Annotated in this window: 15 protein-coding genes; 5 read left to right on the plus strand and 10 right to left on the minus strand. The window is 44.2% G+C overall.

The window, feature by feature from the left end:
- Nucleotides 1–63 precede the first annotated feature (63 nt).
- From R7093_RS01265 to R7093_RS01295, 7 genes are all read right to left on the minus strand, one after another.
- Nucleotides 64–1428: a CmpA/NrtA family ABC transporter substrate-binding protein gene (locus R7093_RS01265; RefSeq protein ID WP_005375887.1), complete on the minus strand. Its 1365-nt coding sequence runs from the start codon at nt 1426–1428 to the stop codon at nt 64–66.
- 265 nt (nt 1429–1693) lie between these two features.
- Nucleotides 1694–2275: an ANTAR domain-containing response regulator gene (locus R7093_RS01270; RefSeq protein ID WP_047100969.1), complete on the minus strand. Its 582-nt coding sequence runs from the start codon at nt 2273–2275 to the stop codon at nt 1694–1696.
- A gap of 73 nt (nt 2276–2348) precedes the next feature.
- Entirely contained in the window at nt 2349–3266 is a 918-nt protein-coding gene (locus tag R7093_RS01275; protein ID WP_047100966.1) for a dienelactone hydrolase family protein, read from the minus strand.
- A 229-nt stretch (nt 3267–3495) separates the two neighbouring features.
- Nucleotides 3496–4449, minus strand: a complete 954-nt coding sequence (locus R7093_RS01280) for a glycosyl transferase family protein (RefSeq protein WP_047100964.1) — start codon at nt 4447–4449, stop codon at nt 3496–3498.
- On the minus strand, nt 4446–5351 hold the full coding sequence (gene cobA / locus R7093_RS01285; RefSeq protein WP_047100962.1) for a uroporphyrinogen-III C-methyltransferase: 906 nt from the start codon (nt 5349–5351) through the stop codon (nt 4446–4448). The genes R7093_RS01280 and cobA overlap by 4 nt, the downstream gene beginning before the upstream one ends.
- Before the next feature lie 20 nt (nt 5352–5371).
- Nucleotides 5372–8035 carry a nitrate reductase gene (locus tag R7093_RS01290; RefSeq protein ID WP_047100960.1) on the minus strand — a complete coding sequence of 888 codons (2664 nt, stop codon included), beginning with the start codon at nt 8033–8035 and terminating at the stop codon, nt 5372–5374.
- Between the two features lie 292 nt (nt 8036–8327).
- Nucleotides 8328–8762 (minus strand): GNAT family N-acetyltransferase, encoded by a 435-nt coding sequence (locus tag R7093_RS01295; protein WP_017634213.1) that lies wholly within the window; start codon nt 8760–8762, stop codon nt 8328–8330.
- Nucleotides 8763–9141: 379 nt separating this feature from the next.
- Here R7093_RS01295 and R7093_RS01300 point away from each other — a divergent pair, with 379 nt between their 5' ends.
- From R7093_RS01300 to R7093_RS01320, 5 genes are all read left to right on the plus strand, one after another.
- Entirely contained in the window at nt 9142–10398 is a 1257-nt protein-coding gene (locus R7093_RS01300; RefSeq protein ID WP_005375868.1) for an aromatic amino acid transport family protein, read from the plus strand.
- 611 nt (nt 10399–11009) lie between these two features.
- Nucleotides 11010–12923, plus strand: a complete 1914-nt coding sequence (locus R7093_RS01305; RefSeq protein ID WP_080960064.1) for a tetratricopeptide repeat-containing diguanylate cyclase — start codon at nt 11010–11012, stop codon at nt 12921–12923.
- A 10-nt stretch (nt 12924–12933) separates the two neighbouring features.
- Entirely contained in the window at nt 12934–13275 is a 342-nt protein-coding gene (locus tag R7093_RS01310; protein WP_033906993.1) for a hypothetical protein, read from the plus strand.
- A gap of 248 nt (nt 13276–13523) precedes the next feature.
- Nucleotides 13524–15302, plus strand: a complete 1779-nt coding sequence (locus R7093_RS01315) for a S8 family peptidase (RefSeq protein WP_047100955.1) — start codon at nt 13524–13526, stop codon at nt 15300–15302.
- A 12-nt stretch (nt 15303–15314) separates the two neighbouring features.
- Nucleotides 15315–15770, plus strand: a complete 456-nt coding sequence (locus R7093_RS01320; RefSeq protein ID WP_258458119.1) for a hypothetical protein — start codon at nt 15315–15317, stop codon at nt 15768–15770.
- Nucleotides 15771–15916: 146 nt separating this feature from the next.
- Here R7093_RS01320 and R7093_RS01325 read toward each other — a convergent pair whose 3' ends face one another.
- The 3 genes from R7093_RS01325 to R7093_RS01335 form a co-directional block, all read right to left on the minus strand.
- A complete protein-coding gene (locus R7093_RS01325) occupies nt 15917–16846 on the minus strand; it encodes an SRPBCC family protein (protein ID WP_213869724.1) in 930 nt (309 codons plus the stop codon).
- A 137-nt stretch (nt 16847–16983) separates the two neighbouring features.
- Nucleotides 16984–18225 carry a sensor histidine kinase gene (locus tag R7093_RS01330; protein ID WP_017634216.1) on the minus strand — a complete coding sequence of 414 codons (1242 nt, stop codon included), beginning with the start codon at nt 18223–18225 and terminating at the stop codon, nt 16984–16986.
- Entirely contained in the window at nt 18197–18865 is a 669-nt protein-coding gene (locus tag R7093_RS01335) for a response regulator transcription factor (RefSeq protein ID WP_053303698.1), read from the minus strand. The genes R7093_RS01330 and R7093_RS01335 overlap by 29 nt, the downstream gene beginning before the upstream one ends.
- Between the last annotated feature and the right edge of the window lie 33 nt (nt 18866–18898).

An 18898-nucleotide genomic window follows, 5' to 3' on the forward strand; every position in this document is an offset into this window, starting at 1 on the left:
AAGAAATTTACATCCTTGTTGCCACAAGCGAATCCCCCTCGCCTGTGGCGTTTATCGTTATGGTTAAACCTTGTCTTTTCCTTTAAGCCCGATAGAGAACTTCTCTAGATATTTATTTGGCTCGCGACCGTCATAAACGATGTTGTCGATAAAGTGTGTTTGTGGCGCACGAAAACCATCTTCAGCACTGAAATCTGGGAAGTCTTTTTTGCTCAACACACCATCTTCAATTAGCGCTTGAGCCGCTTGTTGGTAAATGTCCGGACGGTAAACCTCTTTTGCGACATCCATGTACCAATCATCGGATTTCTCGCTTGAGATCTGTCCCCAGCGACGCATTTGAGTCAGGTACCAAATCGCATCGCTGTAATACGGATAAGTAGCGTTATGACGGAAGAACACGTTGAAGTCTGGCACATCTCGTTTGTCGCCTTTCTCGTATTCAAACGTGCCCGTCATTGAATTGGCGATAACTTCGGCATCCGCTCCAACATACTCACTTTTTGATAACATCTTCACTGCTTCTTGGCGGTTGGCATTGTCGTTTTCATCCAACCAATGTGCCGCTCGAATCAAGGCTTTCACTACACGAATGTGCGTGTTTGGATACTTCTCAGCCCAAGCTTTGGAAACACCAAACACTTTCTCTGGGTTGTTCTTCCAGATTTCGTAGTCAGTCACGACTGGCGTACCAATGCCTTTGAATACGGCTTGTTGATTCCATGGTTCGCCTACGCAGTACCCTTTGATCGTGCCCGCTTCCATTGTGGCTGGCATTTGTGGTGGCGGTGTAACACTCAACAGAACATCAGCATCCAATTGACCACTGTTATCACCTGAGTCTGGTGCATAAAAACCTGGATGAATCCCGCCAGCCGCTAACCAGTAACGCAACTCATAGTTGTGTGTCGATACAGGGAACACCATGCCCATGTTGAACGGTTTGCCTTTATCCAGATAGCTGTCGACCACAGGCTTCAGCGCATCCGCTTTGATTGGGTGAACAGGTTTGCCATCTGGTTGTTTGGGAATGTACTGCTTCATCTGTTCCCAAGTATCATTGGAAACCGTGATTGCGTTGCCGTTCAAATCCATACTGAACGCAGTAATCACTTCTGCTTTTGTGCCAACACCAATCGTTGCGCCCAATGGCTGACCAGCAAGCATGTGCGCGCCAGCAAGCTCACCGTCGATGACTCGGTCTAAAAGCACCTTCCAGTTTGCTTGCGCTTCTAAAGTGACGTACAAGCCTTCGTCTTCAAAAAAACCTTTCTCATAAGCAACTGCCAGCGGTGCCATATCGGTTAACTTAATAAAACCAAACTTCAGGTCTTCAATTTCTGGTTCACCCAACTCTGCCTTTACGCTGACCGTGGTGAATACCGATAACGAAATTGCTGACACTTTCAGCATAGAACTCCATTTCATTGGTTTGCTCCCATAAAAAAAGCGCCACTACTCCGAAGAGCAGTAGCGCCGTTGCTAAGTCTACAATTACCGCCGTTGATAATTGAGATAAGCGATTCAACAATAAACCCAATTCTTCTAATCCAATTACTGTGCCAACTTATTTTTCACAGTAAATACAATAGATTAGTATATCTTGCCGTTTGTTATTTCCTGTTATTGCTTGCTGATAGTGCAACACGCACCACGTTAGAAAACGCACCCTAACCCCAAAGTAGTAGAACGACTAATCAAGCACCTCCAAAGTAGTTATCAAATTCTTGGCAACTTGTGCGAGCGTTTGGCTCGATTGCATGGCCGAATTTCTAAGCGCTTTATAAGCCTGATCTTCATCAACGCTGTGCATCTTCATCAGCAGACCTTTGGCTTTTTCCACCAGCTTGCGCTCTTCAATCTTGTGGGTCAGCGATTCAATTTCCGATTGCATACTTTCGAATTTCGCTCTCACTAATGCCGCATGCTCAATCCAAGGTTGAAGTGCAAATTCACTATCGTGCGGCATGAGCACATAGTCCATTTTTTCTGATAAACGATTGATATCATTAGATGATAACTGCTTTAAGACGATAAGAAGTGGTGCCGATTTTCTGCGGCAGAAATCAACGATCAAACGCAGTTCTGCCGTTGGCTGCTGCCATCCAACCACAACGCATGCAGACGGTTCTCGTTGCATTAACGTTTCTAGTTGTGCCAATTGGCAGCCGATGATGTTGTCGTAATCTTTGCTCAATAAGCCGGACAATCGAGCCTGCTCTTGGAGGCTATCACAGCACACTATGATGGGTGTTTTTGACGTTGATTGAGTCATGCACATTCCTTGTTTATATCTCACTCACTAAGAGAGACATAACAAGGAATGTGCCAACTAAAGTAAACGCGCTTTAACTAGAGGCGAGATGTTCTTTGAAGAAGCCGAGTGTGCGCTCCCAAGCGAGTGCTGCTTCTTCCGGTGCGTAGCGTGCTGTTGAGTCGTTATGGAAGCCGTGGTTGACGTTCTCATACATTAACGCTTGATACTGTGCGTCGGTTGCGATCAATTGCTGCTCATAAGCAGGCCATGTGTCGTTAACACGCTTATCGAGCCCTGCAAAGTGAATCATCAACGGCCCTTTGACTTGCTTTTGGAGCTCTTGCGCAGCTGGTGTTCCATAAAAAGGCACACCTGCATCGAGCTCTTCAGGCATTACCGCTGCAAGCATATTGACAATGTATCCACCGAAGCAGAATCCAACCGCGCCCAATTTACCGTTGCCACCCTCGTATTGTTTGAGGAAGTTAGCGGCTGCAATAAAGTCTTGTTCGATCTTGGCTCTGTCCATCTCTTTCTGCATGTCGCGCCCCTCATCGTCGTTCCCCGGATAGCCGCCGAGTGGATAAAGCGCGTCTGGAGCGAAAGCAATAAAGCCATCTTTTGCAAGTCGTCTTGCGACATCTTTGATATAAGGGTTCAGACCTCGGTTTTCATGGATCACCAACACGGTCGGCGATTTTAAGGTCTTCTTCTGTGGCATCACCAAATAACCACGCCCTTCTCCATGCCCATTTGGAGATGGAAAGGTTTCGTAAGTTGCTTTGATGTCAGGATCGTTAAATGAAACTTGTTCTGCGAGTGCGTAATTCGGGGTGAGTGCATCGACCAGTGCTGTCATGCTAAAGCCAAGCACAGCAAGGCCACCCAGCCTATTAAGAAACTCACGGCGCGAGATTTTTCCGTGGGCGTATTCGTCGTACCAATCGAAGGCTTCTTGCGGGATCGGATGAGAAGCCTTTTCACTAGGAGTGGTATGCTTTAGAACCATTATCCATGTCCTCTGTGTCTTACCATATGGGATTTTCTCATTCTCAAACGCGAAGCTAAAAACGAACGCGATTGAGGCTAAAACTGCGGTTTCACCACTCTGATACGGAGCAAGGTAGTGAAACACATCATTGGCGAGCTAGGATCTTTTACCTTCTTCAAACAATAGATAATGGATTCAGATTCAACAACTTTGCGTCGTTGGTTTTACATTAATTGACAATAGTATCTTATTGCTGGCCGCAATAGGCTTGCCAGTAAGAGAAAGCTCGTTCGAATGCTTTTTCCCTGTCATGCATTTGTGCAAATAGCACCACTGTCATGGTGGCAAGAACCGTATTTGCCATTTGGTTCATGTCATCTTCTGACGTCCCAAACGGGCAGTTTGCAGGCATTGGCACCTCAGACAGCATTTGTTCCATCCAGTAATGCGATGTCACGCCGCTTGTTTGGCTTAACCATACTGTTTGGCTTACTTTCGGGTTGTATTCGGACTCACCCGATTGTCCTTTGAATGACACAACGGCATGAGCGGTTTTGCCAATCTCGAATTCGACTTCAGCATGAAGTTGTTGGAACCCGGGATGAAAGCTACCACGAATACCAACCGTCGCCTGCCCCGGATTCAATGCTCGAACCACGGTATTAATCGGCGTTCTAAGCCCATAACGATTCTTCCAGCCGATCATGGTTTCTGCTTGGGGTGCAAACGAACTCAGCGGCAGATAGACAATGTTGTGTGTTTCTAACACACGCTTTGCGTCTTCTGCTGATTCCGCTTTCGTAATAGCAAATTTGTCGAGGTAATCTTCTGCGTGTAAACGTCCAGATTGACGGTCGTGATAGCCGTGCATCAGCACTTTATGACCATTATCGGCGAGGATCTTCGCTGCCAACAGGTGCCAAGGCTGACCTGCCGCTTCACGTTTGCCCGCATAACATGGCCAGTCAATGTCTGCACCAATAGCAGGCATGCGGGATTGGAATGCTTTCACAAAGCCAGCGATTTCTTGTTGAGTTTCGTTCTGTACACGGATCAGCATCAATAACATCGCCATCTGATCGTCGTCGCACTCACCGTTTAGGTATTCATCCATAACTCGAAACGCTTGGTCAAAGTTCAGTGGTTTTCTACCACGTTCGCCACGACCGACTGTTCTAATACATTCCAAAATGCTGCTCATATTCCCTCGTATTCCGTCACTGACTGTACGGTTTCTATTAGTTGTTCGCGCAGTTTGACAACTTCTCCCATCACAATCAATGCTGGGCTCACGCCTTTAAGTGTAATCGATAAATCATTGAGCTGATTGAGTTGTGTAACGTGCACTTGTTGTTGAGGGCTGCAACCATGAGTGATGATCGCGACAGGGAAATCTTCTCTCAAACCGGAGTTGATTAAACCCGTTTGTATTTGCGATGATTTTTCTAACCCCATATAGAAGACTAACGTTTGTCCGCTTTGCATCAGTTGGCTCCACGCTTCAAATGCGCCTGTTACCACTTGCCCCGTCACAAAGGTAACGCTACGAGCAACGCCACGATGAGTCAGCGGAATCAAGCTGTTTGCTGAACATCCAATCGCAGCGGTAATGCCGGGAATGACTTCGTACGCGATTGAGTGTTTGACGAGTGCTAACGCCTCTTCACCTCCACGGCCAAATACAAAAGGATCTCCCCCTTTTAAGCGTACAACTCGCTTTCCTTGTTGAGCGAGCGATACCATCAAGTCACAAATTTCTTCCTGACCAATACTAGGTTGTCCGCATCTTTTGCCCACGTAAATCCAATCGGCTTGTGGCGAAGCCAACTCCAAAATATCTTTGTTAACCAAACGGTCGTACAACAGTACCTCTGCCGACATAATCGCTTTCACAGCCTTTACCGTTAACAAGTCAGGATCGTGCGGCCCTGCTCCGACAATCGAGACAAAACCTTTGTGGTTCGCGTCCAGGTCTACTGAATGGTCTTCTAAAAGTTGGTTCAGTTTGCTTGCTTGATCATGCTTAGAAAAGCGAGACGAGCGTTCTTGTTTCTGACTCGCTTGTCCTTTCTTAAACCAAGACTTTTGATAAGGCGCTTCCATGTGCTTATCCTCTTTATGACTTACTTTATTTGAATCGCCAGACTTTGCTGGCTCGCTTGCTGTTTGCCCTTTTGATGCTGATGGCTGTCGACCATTTGTTTGATTTGAGAGACGCACGAGCCACAGTTAGTGCCGCATTTGAGTTTGTTTTGAAGTTGAGTCAGTGACGTGCAGTCTTGTTTCTCCATCGCGTCATGTATTTGTTTATCGGTGACACGGAAACAACTACAAACCAGTTTGACGCTGCTTTGCGATTGAGTGATGGTAAGCAGTTGCGATAGCGCCATCGGTTTGCCAATCAAGCCGGTAAAGTTGGTGTAGTCAGTTTGAATCGGTTCACTAGACACCACCAAAACAGAGCGAATGATACGAACGTCTCCAACAAGGTCGTAATCCACCGCGAGCCAACCTTGGGCAATATCTATCGTAATTCTGCGGCTCTTTTCCGTTCGACAAAAACTCTGCTTCTTTGGTCGCTTATCGTGTGCAAAGCGCCAAATACCCAAATTGCTTTCTGCTTGAAATGCGCTGTAGAGAAATTTACCGGAATCAAACTGTGTACCGATGAACATACCGTAGGTTTTGACCGCGGCGTCTTGCACTTCAACATAAGACGACTTAAATGCAGGTTGCCCAGAAATAGGGTCTTTTGCGCTGTTTACTATCACATTAACACTGCTTTCACCGCCATATCGACCCGCCCAGTGCATTGACATAAACAACTCCTGAAAACCCAAACCTTCATCAATGGCAACTTTGGCATAAATACCGGTGTTTGAAGCAGGCTGAAACAGCTTGGTGAGTTGTCCTGCTTTTAAGCGATTTTGAGTAGCAGAGAGTGTGTTCATATACACGGTTGGTTCTAACTCTGAGGCGGCAAGGTGTGCGATATGCCCTGTGCGCGTCATAGTATGCCATTGGTCACGTTGCCTGCCCGTATTGAGCCACCAGCCTTTTGTTCTTTCTAAACGCGTTGGAGATTCACTGGTTACGACAAAACGCGCTTTACCATCTGGGTGCGAATAGATGCCATCAGCAAAAGGACGCTCTCCTCCCCATTGTGTCGGCACCCACTCTTCGTATTCTTGCTCGGTTAAGTTGGCGTATTGAGAAAGATCTAGCTTCAATGGCGAATCTGCATTCATACCTGTCATCGCCGCATATTCCCTGAATACCGCCCGCTCAGAAGTAAACGCAAAGCCATTTTGTGTCTTTTCCAATGCACACAGAGCTTGTCCGACTTGGCTTATCGCCCACCAATCTGATTTTGCTTCACCCGGAGGCATTTGAAACTGGCGCTGCCTTGAAAGTCGACGCTCAGAGTTGGTGACCATGCCTTGCTTCTCACCCCAACCAGCGGCGGGCAGCAACAGATCCGCGTAATGCGCTACATCCGAATCCGCTGTGATATCGGAAACAATCACAAACGGACAGATCTCTAGTGCACGTTTTATCAATTGGTTATCTGGCAAAGAGACAACGGGATTGGTTGCCATGATCCACAGAACTTTAATCTCACCACGTTCTACCGCCTCAAACAGTTCAACGGCTTTTAAACCGGGCTGAGTGGCAATCTCTGGTGAATCCCAGAACGCCTGCACTTGCTTGATAGACTCTGCGTCAAAAGCACGATGAGCCGCTAATTGATTTGCCAAACCACCCACTTCTCGTCCACCCATCGCATTCGGCTGACCTGTAATAGAAAATGGCCCGCTACCTGACTTAGCAATTTTACCCGTCGCCAAATGTGCATTAATAATGGCATTGCCTTTATCAACACCATTTTCGGCTTGGTTAACCCCTTGGCAAAACAGCGTGATTGCGGTTGGGCTTTGCGCAAACCATTGGAAGAATGTCGTGAGTTTTTCTTTTGAAATGCCAATGGAAGACGTCAAATTAGTGACATCGTAACGCAAGTCAGAAACCTCTTCTGTAAGTGCATCAAACCCGTCGGTATAGGAATTTATATATTCAGAATCAATACATTGCTGCTCGATAAGAAACTTGAGCAGCCCATTAAAAAGTGACACATCCCCATCGTTTTTAATCGGTAGATGCAAATCCGCTTGCTGCGCGGTGACCGTTTCACGAGGGTCAATAACCACCAGTTTGAGATTAGGATTGTTCTCTCTCGCTTGTTGAATACGTCGAAATAAAACAGGGTGTGTCCAAGCGGTATTCGCACCGCAAATTATCAATAGCTCAGTCTTATCAATATCGTCGTAATTTACGGGAACGACATCTTCGCCAAATGCTCGTACATGAGCCGCAACCGCCGAAGACATGCACAAACGGGAGTTCGTATCGATGTTCGCGCTGCCAACATAGCCTTTCATGAGTTTGTTGGCGACGTAATAGTCTTCCGTCAACAACTGCCCTGACACGTACATCGCGACGGAATCCGGTCCAAACTCCGCTTTCGCTTGATGAATCTTTTCAGCAATCAGATCCGTGGCTTGTTGCCATTGCACCTCTTGCCCTTGAGGTCGTTGCTTGGTGACAAGCTTTGGATACAACAAGCGCGAAGGCATATTCAAGCTCTCTGCCAACGCGACGCCCTTTACGCACAGTGAGCCCGCATTTGCAGGATGACACGCATCCCCAACGATTCCTTTCGCATTGACCTCGACACCACATCCAACACCACAATAGGGACAAGTGGTTTTTTTGCATCCTTGCGACATAACACCTCCAGTGCGATTCAGCCCAACTTACTAGCAAAAAAAAGCCTCTCCCGAATCGAGAGAGGCAGCAATGCCTTTAACGCTGTTAGTACATTTTCAAAAAGTAATACCCTATACCGCTCTCGCCTGCTATTAAGAGCGGCGCATCGAGTTATCGATGAACGTTGATGTAAAGCAAGTGAGGTGCCAAGATTAAAAACCCTTACCATACAAATGGTTAGCTTAAAACCAATTATAGCAACGTAATGCTACGCACTGATTGTGTGCAAATTTCGGTCATTATCGTGCAGTATTACTTTACTAATTCCATAACTAACCTGGATTCTTCGTCACCAAAATAATGCGCTTCTTCTTCTAACGTTTTAAAGCCAAGGGAGAGGTATAAAGACAATGCAGGTTGGTTCTTAGGATCGACAGTCAATTTCACGCTTGAGCCTAACGTCAACGACGCAATAACGTTTTCTAGGAGGGAACGCGCAATACCTTTACCTCTATGTTGAATATCGACGGCCAATGACATGATCCAATATTGATGTGCATTTGTGCTAGTCGTTAGCAATATATACCCTGCGACCTGCTCTCCCTCTTTTGCTACCAGTAAACTCTCTCCCCAACAATCAAAAGCTTGCCGAAAGAAAAATTGAGGATAGGCGTGTTCTCCAAATAAAGTATTTTCGAGCTTATATATGGCAAATAAGTCCTCTTTTTGCGCAGACAAGATGTCCATTCAATGACTCCTTCTTTAACATGAATGGCAGCAGTATACCTAAATCTCATCTAAATGACGGGACACAAACATCTCAATTAAGTGCTTAAGAAATGTAATATTCTTCCTGAAAATTAGGCCTAACTCACTTAGAACATACATCCGTGATTAAGTTTTAACCGCAAAATCAAAAACCACACAAGATGAAAATTTCAATACATACAACCATTAAATGCATTAAAATTAAGAACTTTATTCTGGTTTATTGAAAAATTCATAGTTGGATAATTTACAACCACCCCAAGTCCACAGCATTATTCACCAATCTTCGCATGTGATAATAAACACTAAAACCTTTACCATTTTCAGCATTATTATTTTTATAAAAGCGAGTTTTAAAGTGAAAGAATCTCGAAATGCCTTAAATCCTAGTGAAATAAACACAACCACAGCTTGGTCAAAACATGATACACATTGGGTTCTTAGCCTATTTGGAACAGCCGTTGGCGCAGGCATCCTGTTTCTGCCAATTAACCTTGGGATTGGAGGTTTTTGGCCTTTAGTCGCGATGGCAGTACTTGCTTTTCCAATGACCTATCTTGCGCACCGTGGCTTAGCTCGTTTTGTACTATCTTCTAAGATCAAAAACGCAGACTTCACTGATGTAGTGGAAGAGCACTTCGGCGCAAAAGCAGGCCGTTCTATTTCACTGCTGTATTTTCTTTCGATCTTCCCGATCCTGTTGATATATGGGGTTGGAATAACAAACACAGTAGATAGCTTCATGGTAAATCAGGCTGATATGGCTTCTTTACCTAGACCTTTGCTTTCTGGCGTACTAGTGTTTGCACTAATTGCTATTATGATGGCGGGTGAAAAAGTAATGCTACGGGCCTTTGCCATTATGGTGTTCCCACTTGTTGCCATTCTTGCCTTTCTATCATTTTACTTAATACCGAACTGGACCATGCCTGTCATGGATGTGCCAGAAGCGTCAGCTTTTGCTAGCACTATGTGGTTAGCAGTTCCTGTAGTGATTTTCTCGTTTAGTCACGCAGCTGCAATTTCAAGCTTTGCAAATGTACAACGTCGCCATTACGGTAAGCAGGCAGATGCCAAATCCGAAGTTATTCTTCGCCGCACTAGCATCATGCTGATTGCCTTTGTTCTTATTTTTGTATTTTCCTGTGTGCTAACACTGTCACCTGAACAATTGGCTCAAGCAAAAGAACAAAACGTATCCGTATTGTCTTACCTAGCGAACGCAACCGATAATCCATTTATTGCAACACTTGGTCCTTTAGTAGCGTTTGTTGCTATCACTTCATCTTTCCTTGGGCATTTTTTAGGTGCGCGTGAAAGCTTAAATGGTTTAATTACCAAGCATTTTAACCTATCTGAGAAGCGTGTTGATCGTATCAGCGTGGCAGCACTGTTCTTCTCAATCTGGGCGGCGGCGATCATGAACCCAAGTATTCTTGGTATGATGGAAGCATTGTCAGGGCCTGTTATTGCAATGATCTTATTTATTATGCCAATGTTAGCGGTGTATAAAATCGAGGCGATGAAACAATATCGAGGAAATGTCTCTACTTACTTTGTTCTAGCAGCAGGCATTGTGGCGGTAAGTGCATTGATTTTTAGCTTCTTCAGCTAATAACTAAAGACTAGCTTGGATTTTCAGGGGAATACCTTACACAAGGTTAAGGTGATTCCCTGAATTTTCTTACTCTTTAAAAGGTAATCATCGTTACCCTTGACTCTTAAATAAGAGCGAAAACACCCGCAATCATAAGTACTGAAGCAATGCAGGTACGGCCGATAATGCCGAAGTGCGAAGGTTGAATCATTTCATTATGCATAGTTAATCTCCTATTTATTATAAAAGCCATTTTTTATTGGCTTAGTAACACTATGTCTAATATCCAGTTTTTTAACAACCCATACAAACATTAAATATTTATGACAGAAACGTAATTTTTTACACTTCACCCTGATTTCGAGCGATGAATCCGCGGCTTAAACCACTAGATTGAGTCCACCGAATATGCTCACTTACCTTCCATCGTTACCCTACCTATGCCATCTTCCAATCATTACATAAGTTTTCAATAGATTTTGTTTTTATAAATCATAATATTATAGAGATACTTCTCGTATCTCACTCCCAAAACACTTTGCCACTGGGAATCCATCCGCACTTAACCAACAAGAAATGGTAGACTTAACTGGTATTCGGTTAAGAGATCACATTTTATTAATACGCTCATGCACTTCTCAATTAAAACACTGGCTTGCGCACTTTGTACTGCACTTGGACTTTTCTTGCATCCCACCAACGTACTGGCGAGTACCGAAAAGCAAGCTTATCTGGAAGAACACATTTCAGCAGAAAGCAAGCCCATGTTAAAACTCTACTTTCGCTCGATGGGTAAGCCGCGATCAATTCAAAAAGATGAGTTAAATGCGCCACAGAATGCATCAGCGGAGTCTCTTGCTCTGTATTACTTTGCACGAAAGTACCTTAAGCGTTACGAAGGCGTTCCATTACCGAAAGATATGCCCGATTTAATCGAATTCGGTAAAAAGCACCATTTGGAATGGGTCGTCGCTGAAGCACAGCTCAATAAGGCTGTAACAATGATTGAGCAAGACGATAACTGGAACGCAGAATTGTTACTCCATGACGTTGTTTCTACAGCCCGTGATCTTGGTTATCTAGCATTAGAAGGCCGTGCTTACCGCTGGTTAGGCAATCTAGAAGTATCTCGAAATCAACTACGCAGTGGCCTAAAATATTATCGCAATGCCTATGAGTTATTAGAAAAAACAGTGTTTGAAATACAAGTCGCGATGACACTGAACAACATTGGGACGGTCTACATCGACGCATCAGATTGGGCTCGGGCCAACAGTTACCTAACGCAAGCCCTCGACACTTACCTAGAGAGCGAATATCAATACGATAATAGCTTTTTTATGGGTGTTATCTACGCAAACCTTAGCATCGTTCACTCGAGCCTCGGAGATAACAAAAAAGCGGAATATTATTTCAATGAAGCCATTCGACTTTCAATGCAAACGGGGTCGGACACAGTCAAGCACCACTCTTTATCCAGCTTTTCACAAATGTTGAGCTCGGTAGGAAAAATTGATGATGCATTAATGGTCGCACAACGTTGCGTAGACCTGCCCATTCCAAAAAATCTAGAAATGCTAAAAACGTCTTGTTACGAGGCATTTGCAGAGGCTTACCTCGCAAACAAACAATACGATAAAGCTATTACAACAGCACTTAACATTCTAGAACAAACTAAATCAACCAGTGAATTAGAGCTGCGTCAGCGTATTGATATGCTTTCGGTACTGGTAAACGCTCATCAAATTCTTAATGACTATGAAGCGGCTTTTCATTATTTAACCCAATTAAGAGAGCTAGAGGCTGAGTTTTCTCATCATATTCATGGTGAAGAGATGATTAACATTAAGTTTGACCTCGAAGCTAAGTTAGCCCAGAAAGAACTCAAATTGCTAGAAACAAAAAATGCGCTACAAGCCTCTGAACTGCGTTCACAGCGCTATCGAGAAATGTTCTACTTTATCGCTATTGCGGCAATTGGAGTCGTTGGTTTTCGTTACGTACTGCGCGTTAGACGTATTAATAAAGCACTCACTCAAGAAAATACTACCGATCCATTAACTCAACTGCATAACCGTCGCTATCTTCACATTTGGTTGGACAAAATGGCTCGTAGAAGCCCAGATAGAACATTTGCCTTAGCCGTTTTAGATGTCGATCATTTTAAAACCTTTAATGATCAATATGGACACGATATTGGCGATAAAATGCTGACTCATATTGCCACGCTATTTAATGAATCCACTCGCTCTGGTGACCTACTCATTCGTTGGGGTGGAGAAGAGTTTGTCCTATTATTCGAAGTACAGCGAGTTGAAGATTGCGCTAAGTTTTTGGAGCGATTGAGATATACTGTTGAAAACACACCATTGGTGGTTGACTCTAAACCATTAAGCGCGACAATTTCCCTTGGAGCAGTGGACAAGCTGTCGGCACAAACAATTAAACAAGAATGGGATCAGTGGTTTTTCTTGGCAGACCAAGCTTTGTATGATGCGAAGCAAGCTGGCAGAAACCAGTTCATCATTCACCCTACATCATAAAAAAGCACACATGAAAAAAAATCTAATCATTATTACTTTTGCGCCTCTATTTCTTATGGCGTGCAGTAATCAGCAAGCATCTCAACTGGGAATGCGCAGCAGCAGTGTCAACGTATATGCCCAGCAAATGAGTAACACTCAACTATGTGAAACTCTCTACTACAACCGTGCAACTAACCAAACCAAAGTGGCGATTGGTGCTGAGTTCAATCGACGTGGATTAAACAAAAAGTGGTGTGATAAAGAATTCGATAAGTTGTACATTAAAAAGTGGATTGATAACGTGCTGCCTAAGGAAAAAGCCGAACCTAAGAAACCAATGGCAACTATTCAACCCGCTTCAACTAAATAACTCCTCTCTTGAAGCAGACGGTACACTCGTATTTTCTGCTTTTCACTTTTCATGCATGTTCGATACGACATATAAAAACCTCATAGTTTCAGCAAATTAACAAAGACTTATGTTGTCCATCGAACTTTTAATGTAAACAAGTTGTAAATGGTTTTCGTCCTTATTCTTTGTCGTTAGCTTTGTTTGTTCCTGTTAGCGGAATATGAAACAGGAACTAAAAAATTCCAAACAAAGACATGAGGTCAAAAATGGAAATACGCATTAATCGCCTATTTGCTGCTATGTTGGCAGTAGGCATTGCACCTGCCGTCTCGGCGTTTGATCCACTCTATTCTGAACAATGGCACTTAGACAACACGGGGCAAACTGCGTTTGCGGCTAATCCTGCTGTTGCTGGGAACGACTTAAACACTAAGCTCACTCAGGCAATGGGGATTGCAGGTGTTGGTGTGAAAGTTGCCGTTATTGATTCTGGAGTGCAGATCGATCACCCCGACCTTGCAGGTAATATAGTTACAGGTAGCAGAAACTTCGTCGAAGACTCTTCATTCCCACCAAGTTATCCGGTTGATACTAATGGTCATGGCACTGCTGTAGCCGGTTTGATTAGCGCCGTCGGCAACAACGGTGAAGGCGGACGCGGTGTCGCTTATCACTCTTCCCTCATCGGTTTTAACTGGTTAGCCAACCAGACATTAGAAGGCTGGTTAATCTCCCATGGCATGGACCCAGCAACACGCGATGTTCGCGTATTTAACCAAAGTTACGGTTTCAGCCCTATAAACCCGATTACTTTTGATGAAAGCGACCCTCAGCTAAAACTTGAAATGGACGTGATGAAAAACGTCAGCGAGAGTAACGCCTGGGGTCGAGGTGCTGTATTTGTAAAGTCAGCAGGTAATGGTTACCGCTATTTCAATGCAGGGCGATTCTTCGTATTGCCAAGTAACTTCTTTGCTGGTGGAGACAATCAAGGCTTACCGATGCACAACTCTGCTCAGTCTTATGATAACGCCAATTACTTCAATTTAGTCACTAGTGCACTGCGAGCGGATGGTACGAGAGCGAGTTACTCATCGGTGGGTTCGAACGTGTGGGTTACAGCACCAGCAGGTGAATATGGGCAAGATTTCCCTGCTATGGTCACCACTGATTTAATGGGTTGTGAAGAAGGGCAAAATACCAGTGAAGGCCTTGGCATTAATGGGTTACACGGCGGAACGGAGCGCGATCCGAACTGTAACTATACCAGTACGATGAACGGAACCTCATCGGCTGCGCCGAACACATCGGGTGCCATCGCGGCAATCATGTCAACCAACCACGCACTTTCTGCTCGTGATGTACGTGCTTTACTAGCGGAGACAGCAAAAGTAACGGATAAAGCGCATCCAGGCGTACAGCTTGAATTTACTAACCATAATGGTGAACAGGTTAGCTACGAGGCCATTGCCCCTTGGCAGAAAAACGCAGCAGGCGTAGATTTCCATACTTTTTATGGCTTCGGCGCTGTAGATTTAGATGAAGCGATGCAACGTGCTCGTATGACGAATCGTGTTTTACCAGCTCAAAGCATTACGCCATGGGTTCATAACGCTACAGAAGTAAGTGTACCCGATGCAAGTCTAGTTGGTGGTTCTTCAAGTATCGCCATTGCCGATGAGCTGACAGTAGAGTCCGTTCAAGTGACATTGACATTGGACCACGCTCGTCTGCCCGACTTAGCTATCGAGCTCATTTCGCCATCAGGGACTCGTTCCGTTTTGCAAACACCGCGCAATGGTCTTGTTGGTCAATCTCTTGATCCAACGATTACAGGCTACAAAGATCAATTAATGTTGTCTAACCAATTTTATGGCGAAGATGCAAAAGGCGAATGGACGTTGCGAGCAATAGATACGAACGGCGATGAAGTCTATTCTTACATTGCATATTTCAATTCTTCCACCATCTATGACGTTCCGATGGCAAACAACGCTCAGCCCGGTGTTATTAAGAACTGGTCGATGCGCATATTTGGACACTAAGGAGTCAATAACATGAAATACAAATCATTTTCTATGCTGGCTCTCGTTATCATGACGTCGAGTGTATACGCTGAGCAACAGCTCTCTCAACAACCTGCACCAAAACTGTTTGTGCCATCAGAAGCGGTTGAGATTAATGGCCAAGATTATCGAAAAGTGCAAACTGGCACTGTTAGAACCCTATCTGAAGACGTAAAACTTCAAGCGGGTGATGAGGTGTTTAAGAATGCGTTTAGTAACGTATCCAAAGCCACTGGACTGGTTTATATCACCGTAAACAATCCTAACGAAGCGAAAGCAGTCGCCAAAGAGTTAAAATTAGAAGTTATCTTCGCAGAAGGGGAATCAGCGGTGTTAAAAGCATCTCAAGATCAAGATCTGCTAAGTATTAGCGACTACCTAAACGCAGACAGCCGGGTAAAAGCGTCTAAAATTGAACTAAACAGCGGTAAATACCGTGCACAATAATTCTCTAACAAGAGAAGTTGGCCTGTAAAACCATGCCTCAGCGATTGCTGAGGCATTTTTATGGGTAGGAACAGATACGCTATTATTCTTTAGTAACATTTCGCATAACTAGTATGATACCTAAACACCCTACTCCCCTGCGCCTGTCATTTCTTAAACAAAATAATTTCCGTTCTTAGCTCTTCTTCCGTGGTTTCCTTCGGACTATTCAGATAGCGTTCGATTCCTAAAGGACTGGTTTTGACTTTCATACCACTCTGATGAACCAAGTTCATCGCTAAAGCCCATGCATTTCCCAAAAACTGATATTCACCTCGGTGTTCAACGACAAATGTTTCACTCTCAGGAATGGTACCGGTAACCGCCCCTTGAGGCGCTGGTACTGAGTTATGAAGAGGAAAGCAAGTGATAAACTCGAATGTACCTTTCTGCATATCCATCGACTGGTAATAACAAAACAATTCACCATTCACGGATAGGGTTTCGTCACTAATTAACTGTTCTAGTTGCTGAACATGCTTCTCAATTACCGAACCTAATTCCTGCAAGCTAGCCACACCCTTGATCCCAATATAATGAATTTGAGGCAACGTTCGGTTCCCAATTTCGACTAAGTCTGAATGCACTCTTCCGGTTTCAAGCTTACTTTTAAGCATGCGTAACCCACGTTGATAATCCATCTCTATCATCGACTTAAACATACTTTTCAGAAAGAACAGATACCAAGGGACGCGAGATTGCATTTGCCATTCGACTAAACAGCCATTTTGTGACGGCGTCACGATTAGAGTCACCTTTCCATGGCTCTTGATTGGACGAAAGAAATGCAGCTCCATATCTAATCGATGCTCTTGAGTACTTTCCAGTACAATCGCGCCAGTCCCAATACGCTGACCATTCCATTGATAACCAGCTCCAACGTGGCCCTGATTATCACTGAATGTCAGCTCGCAGCTTGGTTCAAGAATGATCCATGGTGACCAGCTGGGCCAGTGTTTGAAGTTCTTGAGATAGCCAATAATTTCACTTTGATTCTTATTAATTTCAATACTTCGGCTGACCTGATAAGAGAGCATAACGGTTCCTCGAGTTTCCGCTTCACTAACTTCAGTCTAATTCAAATTCCAGTTTTTTCTTGTTTGACTACGGGTTAGATGCGTACGACAAGAAAAATCCAGAGCGTTAATTCTCACTTGAATCAATACGCGCAAAGCTAAGAGCAGAACTCCACTTTTGCACTAAATCGAACACCATCATCGTCCAGTACTAACGCCCACCCCATCCGTTCACATATTCGTTGTACGATAACAAGCCCACAACCATAACCAGCGTTGTACGTCTCGTTGCCATCGTGACGGTTTAGGATCTTAAGCGCATGACCTTTCAACTCAATTTCAATATCTCCCACACTATAGCTAAAGGCGTTTTTAATCAGATTGTTGATAACAATGGTCACAAAACTCTCTGGTGCCTTCACTACACCACTATGTTGTTCGTGCAAAGCGTAGTTCGAATCTTGCTTGGCAAATAAAGGAGCCAGCTCTTCCAGTTGTTTTTGTAAACAAGTAAGAAGCTGATGCTCTCCGTAATGTTGAGGCTCTATTTTCTCTTTACCAAGTAAGAGAAACGCTTCTGTCAGTACACGCATCTCGTCACAAGCTGACTGCATCCTCGTGATGGCTTTTTGCGCAACTCGAGGTTGATCAGGAAGACGCGTCAGAATGTCTGTTGAGCCTTTAATCACCATGATTGGCGTTCTCAACTCATGCGATGCAAAACGGCTAAATTCTTGTTCTCGTTTGAAATAGCCCGCGATATCGTTCTTATTATCCAGCAAAGTCTGCTCTATCTGGCGTGTTTCGCTGAACTTAGTTTCAACTTGGAAAGCGGGTTGATCCGGTGACATTTGGCTAATTTTGTCTTCAATTTGCGCTAATGGCCGAGACAATATTCGCACCATGTAAATGCCATACCCAACCATGACAAATGAAAACAAACCACCGAGCAGCAGCGTAAACTGATGCAGCGAGCTTTCGTATTCGTCCAAGTAATCATCTGAGTCATCTTGAAATACAATGTACATAAGCCCCTTCCCTGAGGGGTGGTTCAATACAACAAAGTGTTTGTCTTCTTCACCAAGCAGGTATTCGTAAAAACCAGGTGAAGTAAAAGAGAGCAACCAATCGGGTGTCGGTGCTTCACTCCAATATGAGTTGAATTCCAATACGTTTGGCAATGGCGCATCCCAGCCCTGTTTCTCGAAATTCTCACTATAAAGCGCAGCTTCAGTATCTAGCCAGTGATGTAAACTCAGCACTTCCAGTTTGTTTTCTGCCACATAAATCAGCGACCAAAAAAGAGTAAACATCACAAACGTCATGACCCCAAAACCCCAACGGATCTTGCGATAAATGCTTGGATATTCGTTATGCTTTAAGTCGGTAACCTTGTCCATGAATAGTCTCTAATCGTGATTCTTCAAAACCTTTGTCTAGCGCGGTTCTTAAACCGTAAATATGGCTACGAAGTGCATCACTTCCGGGTGGTTCGTCTCCCCACACACTATCGATCACTTCTGTGCGCGAGACCGCTGCTGGAGCACGTTGGAGGAGCAATTTTAAAATTTTAGTTTGAATTCGACTCAGCTTAATTTCTTTGTCTTTTCTCGTTACTTTTCCTGTCCGCGCATCTAAACAAATATCTGCAAATTTGAGCGCTCCGATATCTTGTCTTGGACCACGATTAGCCAAAGCATGAACACGCAAACTGAGCTCTTCCATCGCAAATGGCTTCATTAAATAATCATCTCCCCCCGCTTTAAAAGCCGCGATTTTGTCATCTAGCGTATCTTTTGCCGTTAGGAAGAGAATTGGCGTTCCACATAACTTATCTTGTCGAAGCTTCTGTACCGTACTGATGCCATCGAGCTTCGGCATCATGATATCCATGATGATTACATCGTAATGATTTTCCTCGATTAACTTAATCGCAGCCTCTCCATGAAACGCACAATCGATAATCATGCCTTCGAGCTCGAGATAGTCTGCAATCGTCTCCGAGACGTTATGGTTGTCATCTACAATTAAAATTTTCATAAAATCACATTTCTTCACGATCTCTTCACGATA

The sequence above is a fragment of the Vibrio sp. 1580 genome, assembly GCF_033340055.1.

Coding starts and splice junctions, on each gene's coding strand:
- R7093_RS01310 (WP_033906993.1), top strand. CDS start 12,934: ATGAAAAAAAATCTAATCATTATTACTTTTGCGCCTCTATTTCTTATG.
- R7093_RS01295 (WP_017634213.1), bottom strand. CDS start 8,762: ATGGACATCTTGTCTGCGCAAAAAGAGGACTTATTTGCCATATATAAG.
- R7093_RS01305 (WP_080960064.1), top strand. CDS start 11,010: ATGCACTTCTCAATTAAAACACTGGCTTGCGCACTTTGTACTGCACTT.
- cobA (WP_047100962.1), bottom strand. CDS start 5,351: ATGGAAGCGCCTTATCAAAAGTCTTGGTTTAAGAAAGGACAAGCGAGT.
- R7093_RS01290 (WP_047100960.1), bottom strand. CDS start 8,035: ATGTCGCAAGGATGCAAAAAAACCACTTGTCCCTATTGTGGTGTTGGA.
- R7093_RS01335 (WP_053303698.1), bottom strand. CDS start 18,865: ATGAAAATTTTAATTGTAGATGACAACCATAACGTCTCGGAGACGATT.
- R7093_RS01315 (WP_047100955.1), top strand. CDS start 13,524: ATGGAAATACGCATTAATCGCCTATTTGCTGCTATGTTGGCAGTAGGC.
- R7093_RS01320 (WP_258458119.1), top strand. CDS start 15,315: ATGAAATACAAATCATTTTCTATGCTGGCTCTCGTTATCATGACGTCG.
- R7093_RS01325 (WP_213869724.1), bottom strand. CDS start 16,846: ATGCTCTCTTATCAGGTCAGCCGAAGTATTGAAATTAATAAGAATCAA.
- R7093_RS01275 (WP_047100966.1), bottom strand. CDS start 3,266: ATGGTTCTAAAGCATACCACTCCTAGTGAAAAGGCTTCTCATCCGATC.
- R7093_RS01265 (WP_005375887.1), bottom strand. CDS start 1,428: ATGAAATGGAGTTCTATGCTGAAAGTGTCAGCAATTTCGTTATCGGTA.
- R7093_RS01270 (WP_047100969.1), bottom strand. CDS start 2,275: ATGACTCAATCAACGTCAAAAACACCCATCATAGTGTGCTGTGATAGC.
- R7093_RS01280 (WP_047100964.1), bottom strand. CDS start 4,449: ATGAGCAGCATTTTGGAATGTATTAGAACAGTCGGTCGTGGCGAACGT.
- R7093_RS01330 (WP_017634216.1), bottom strand. CDS start 18,225: ATGGACAAGGTTACCGACTTAAAGCATAACGAATATCCAAGCATTTAT.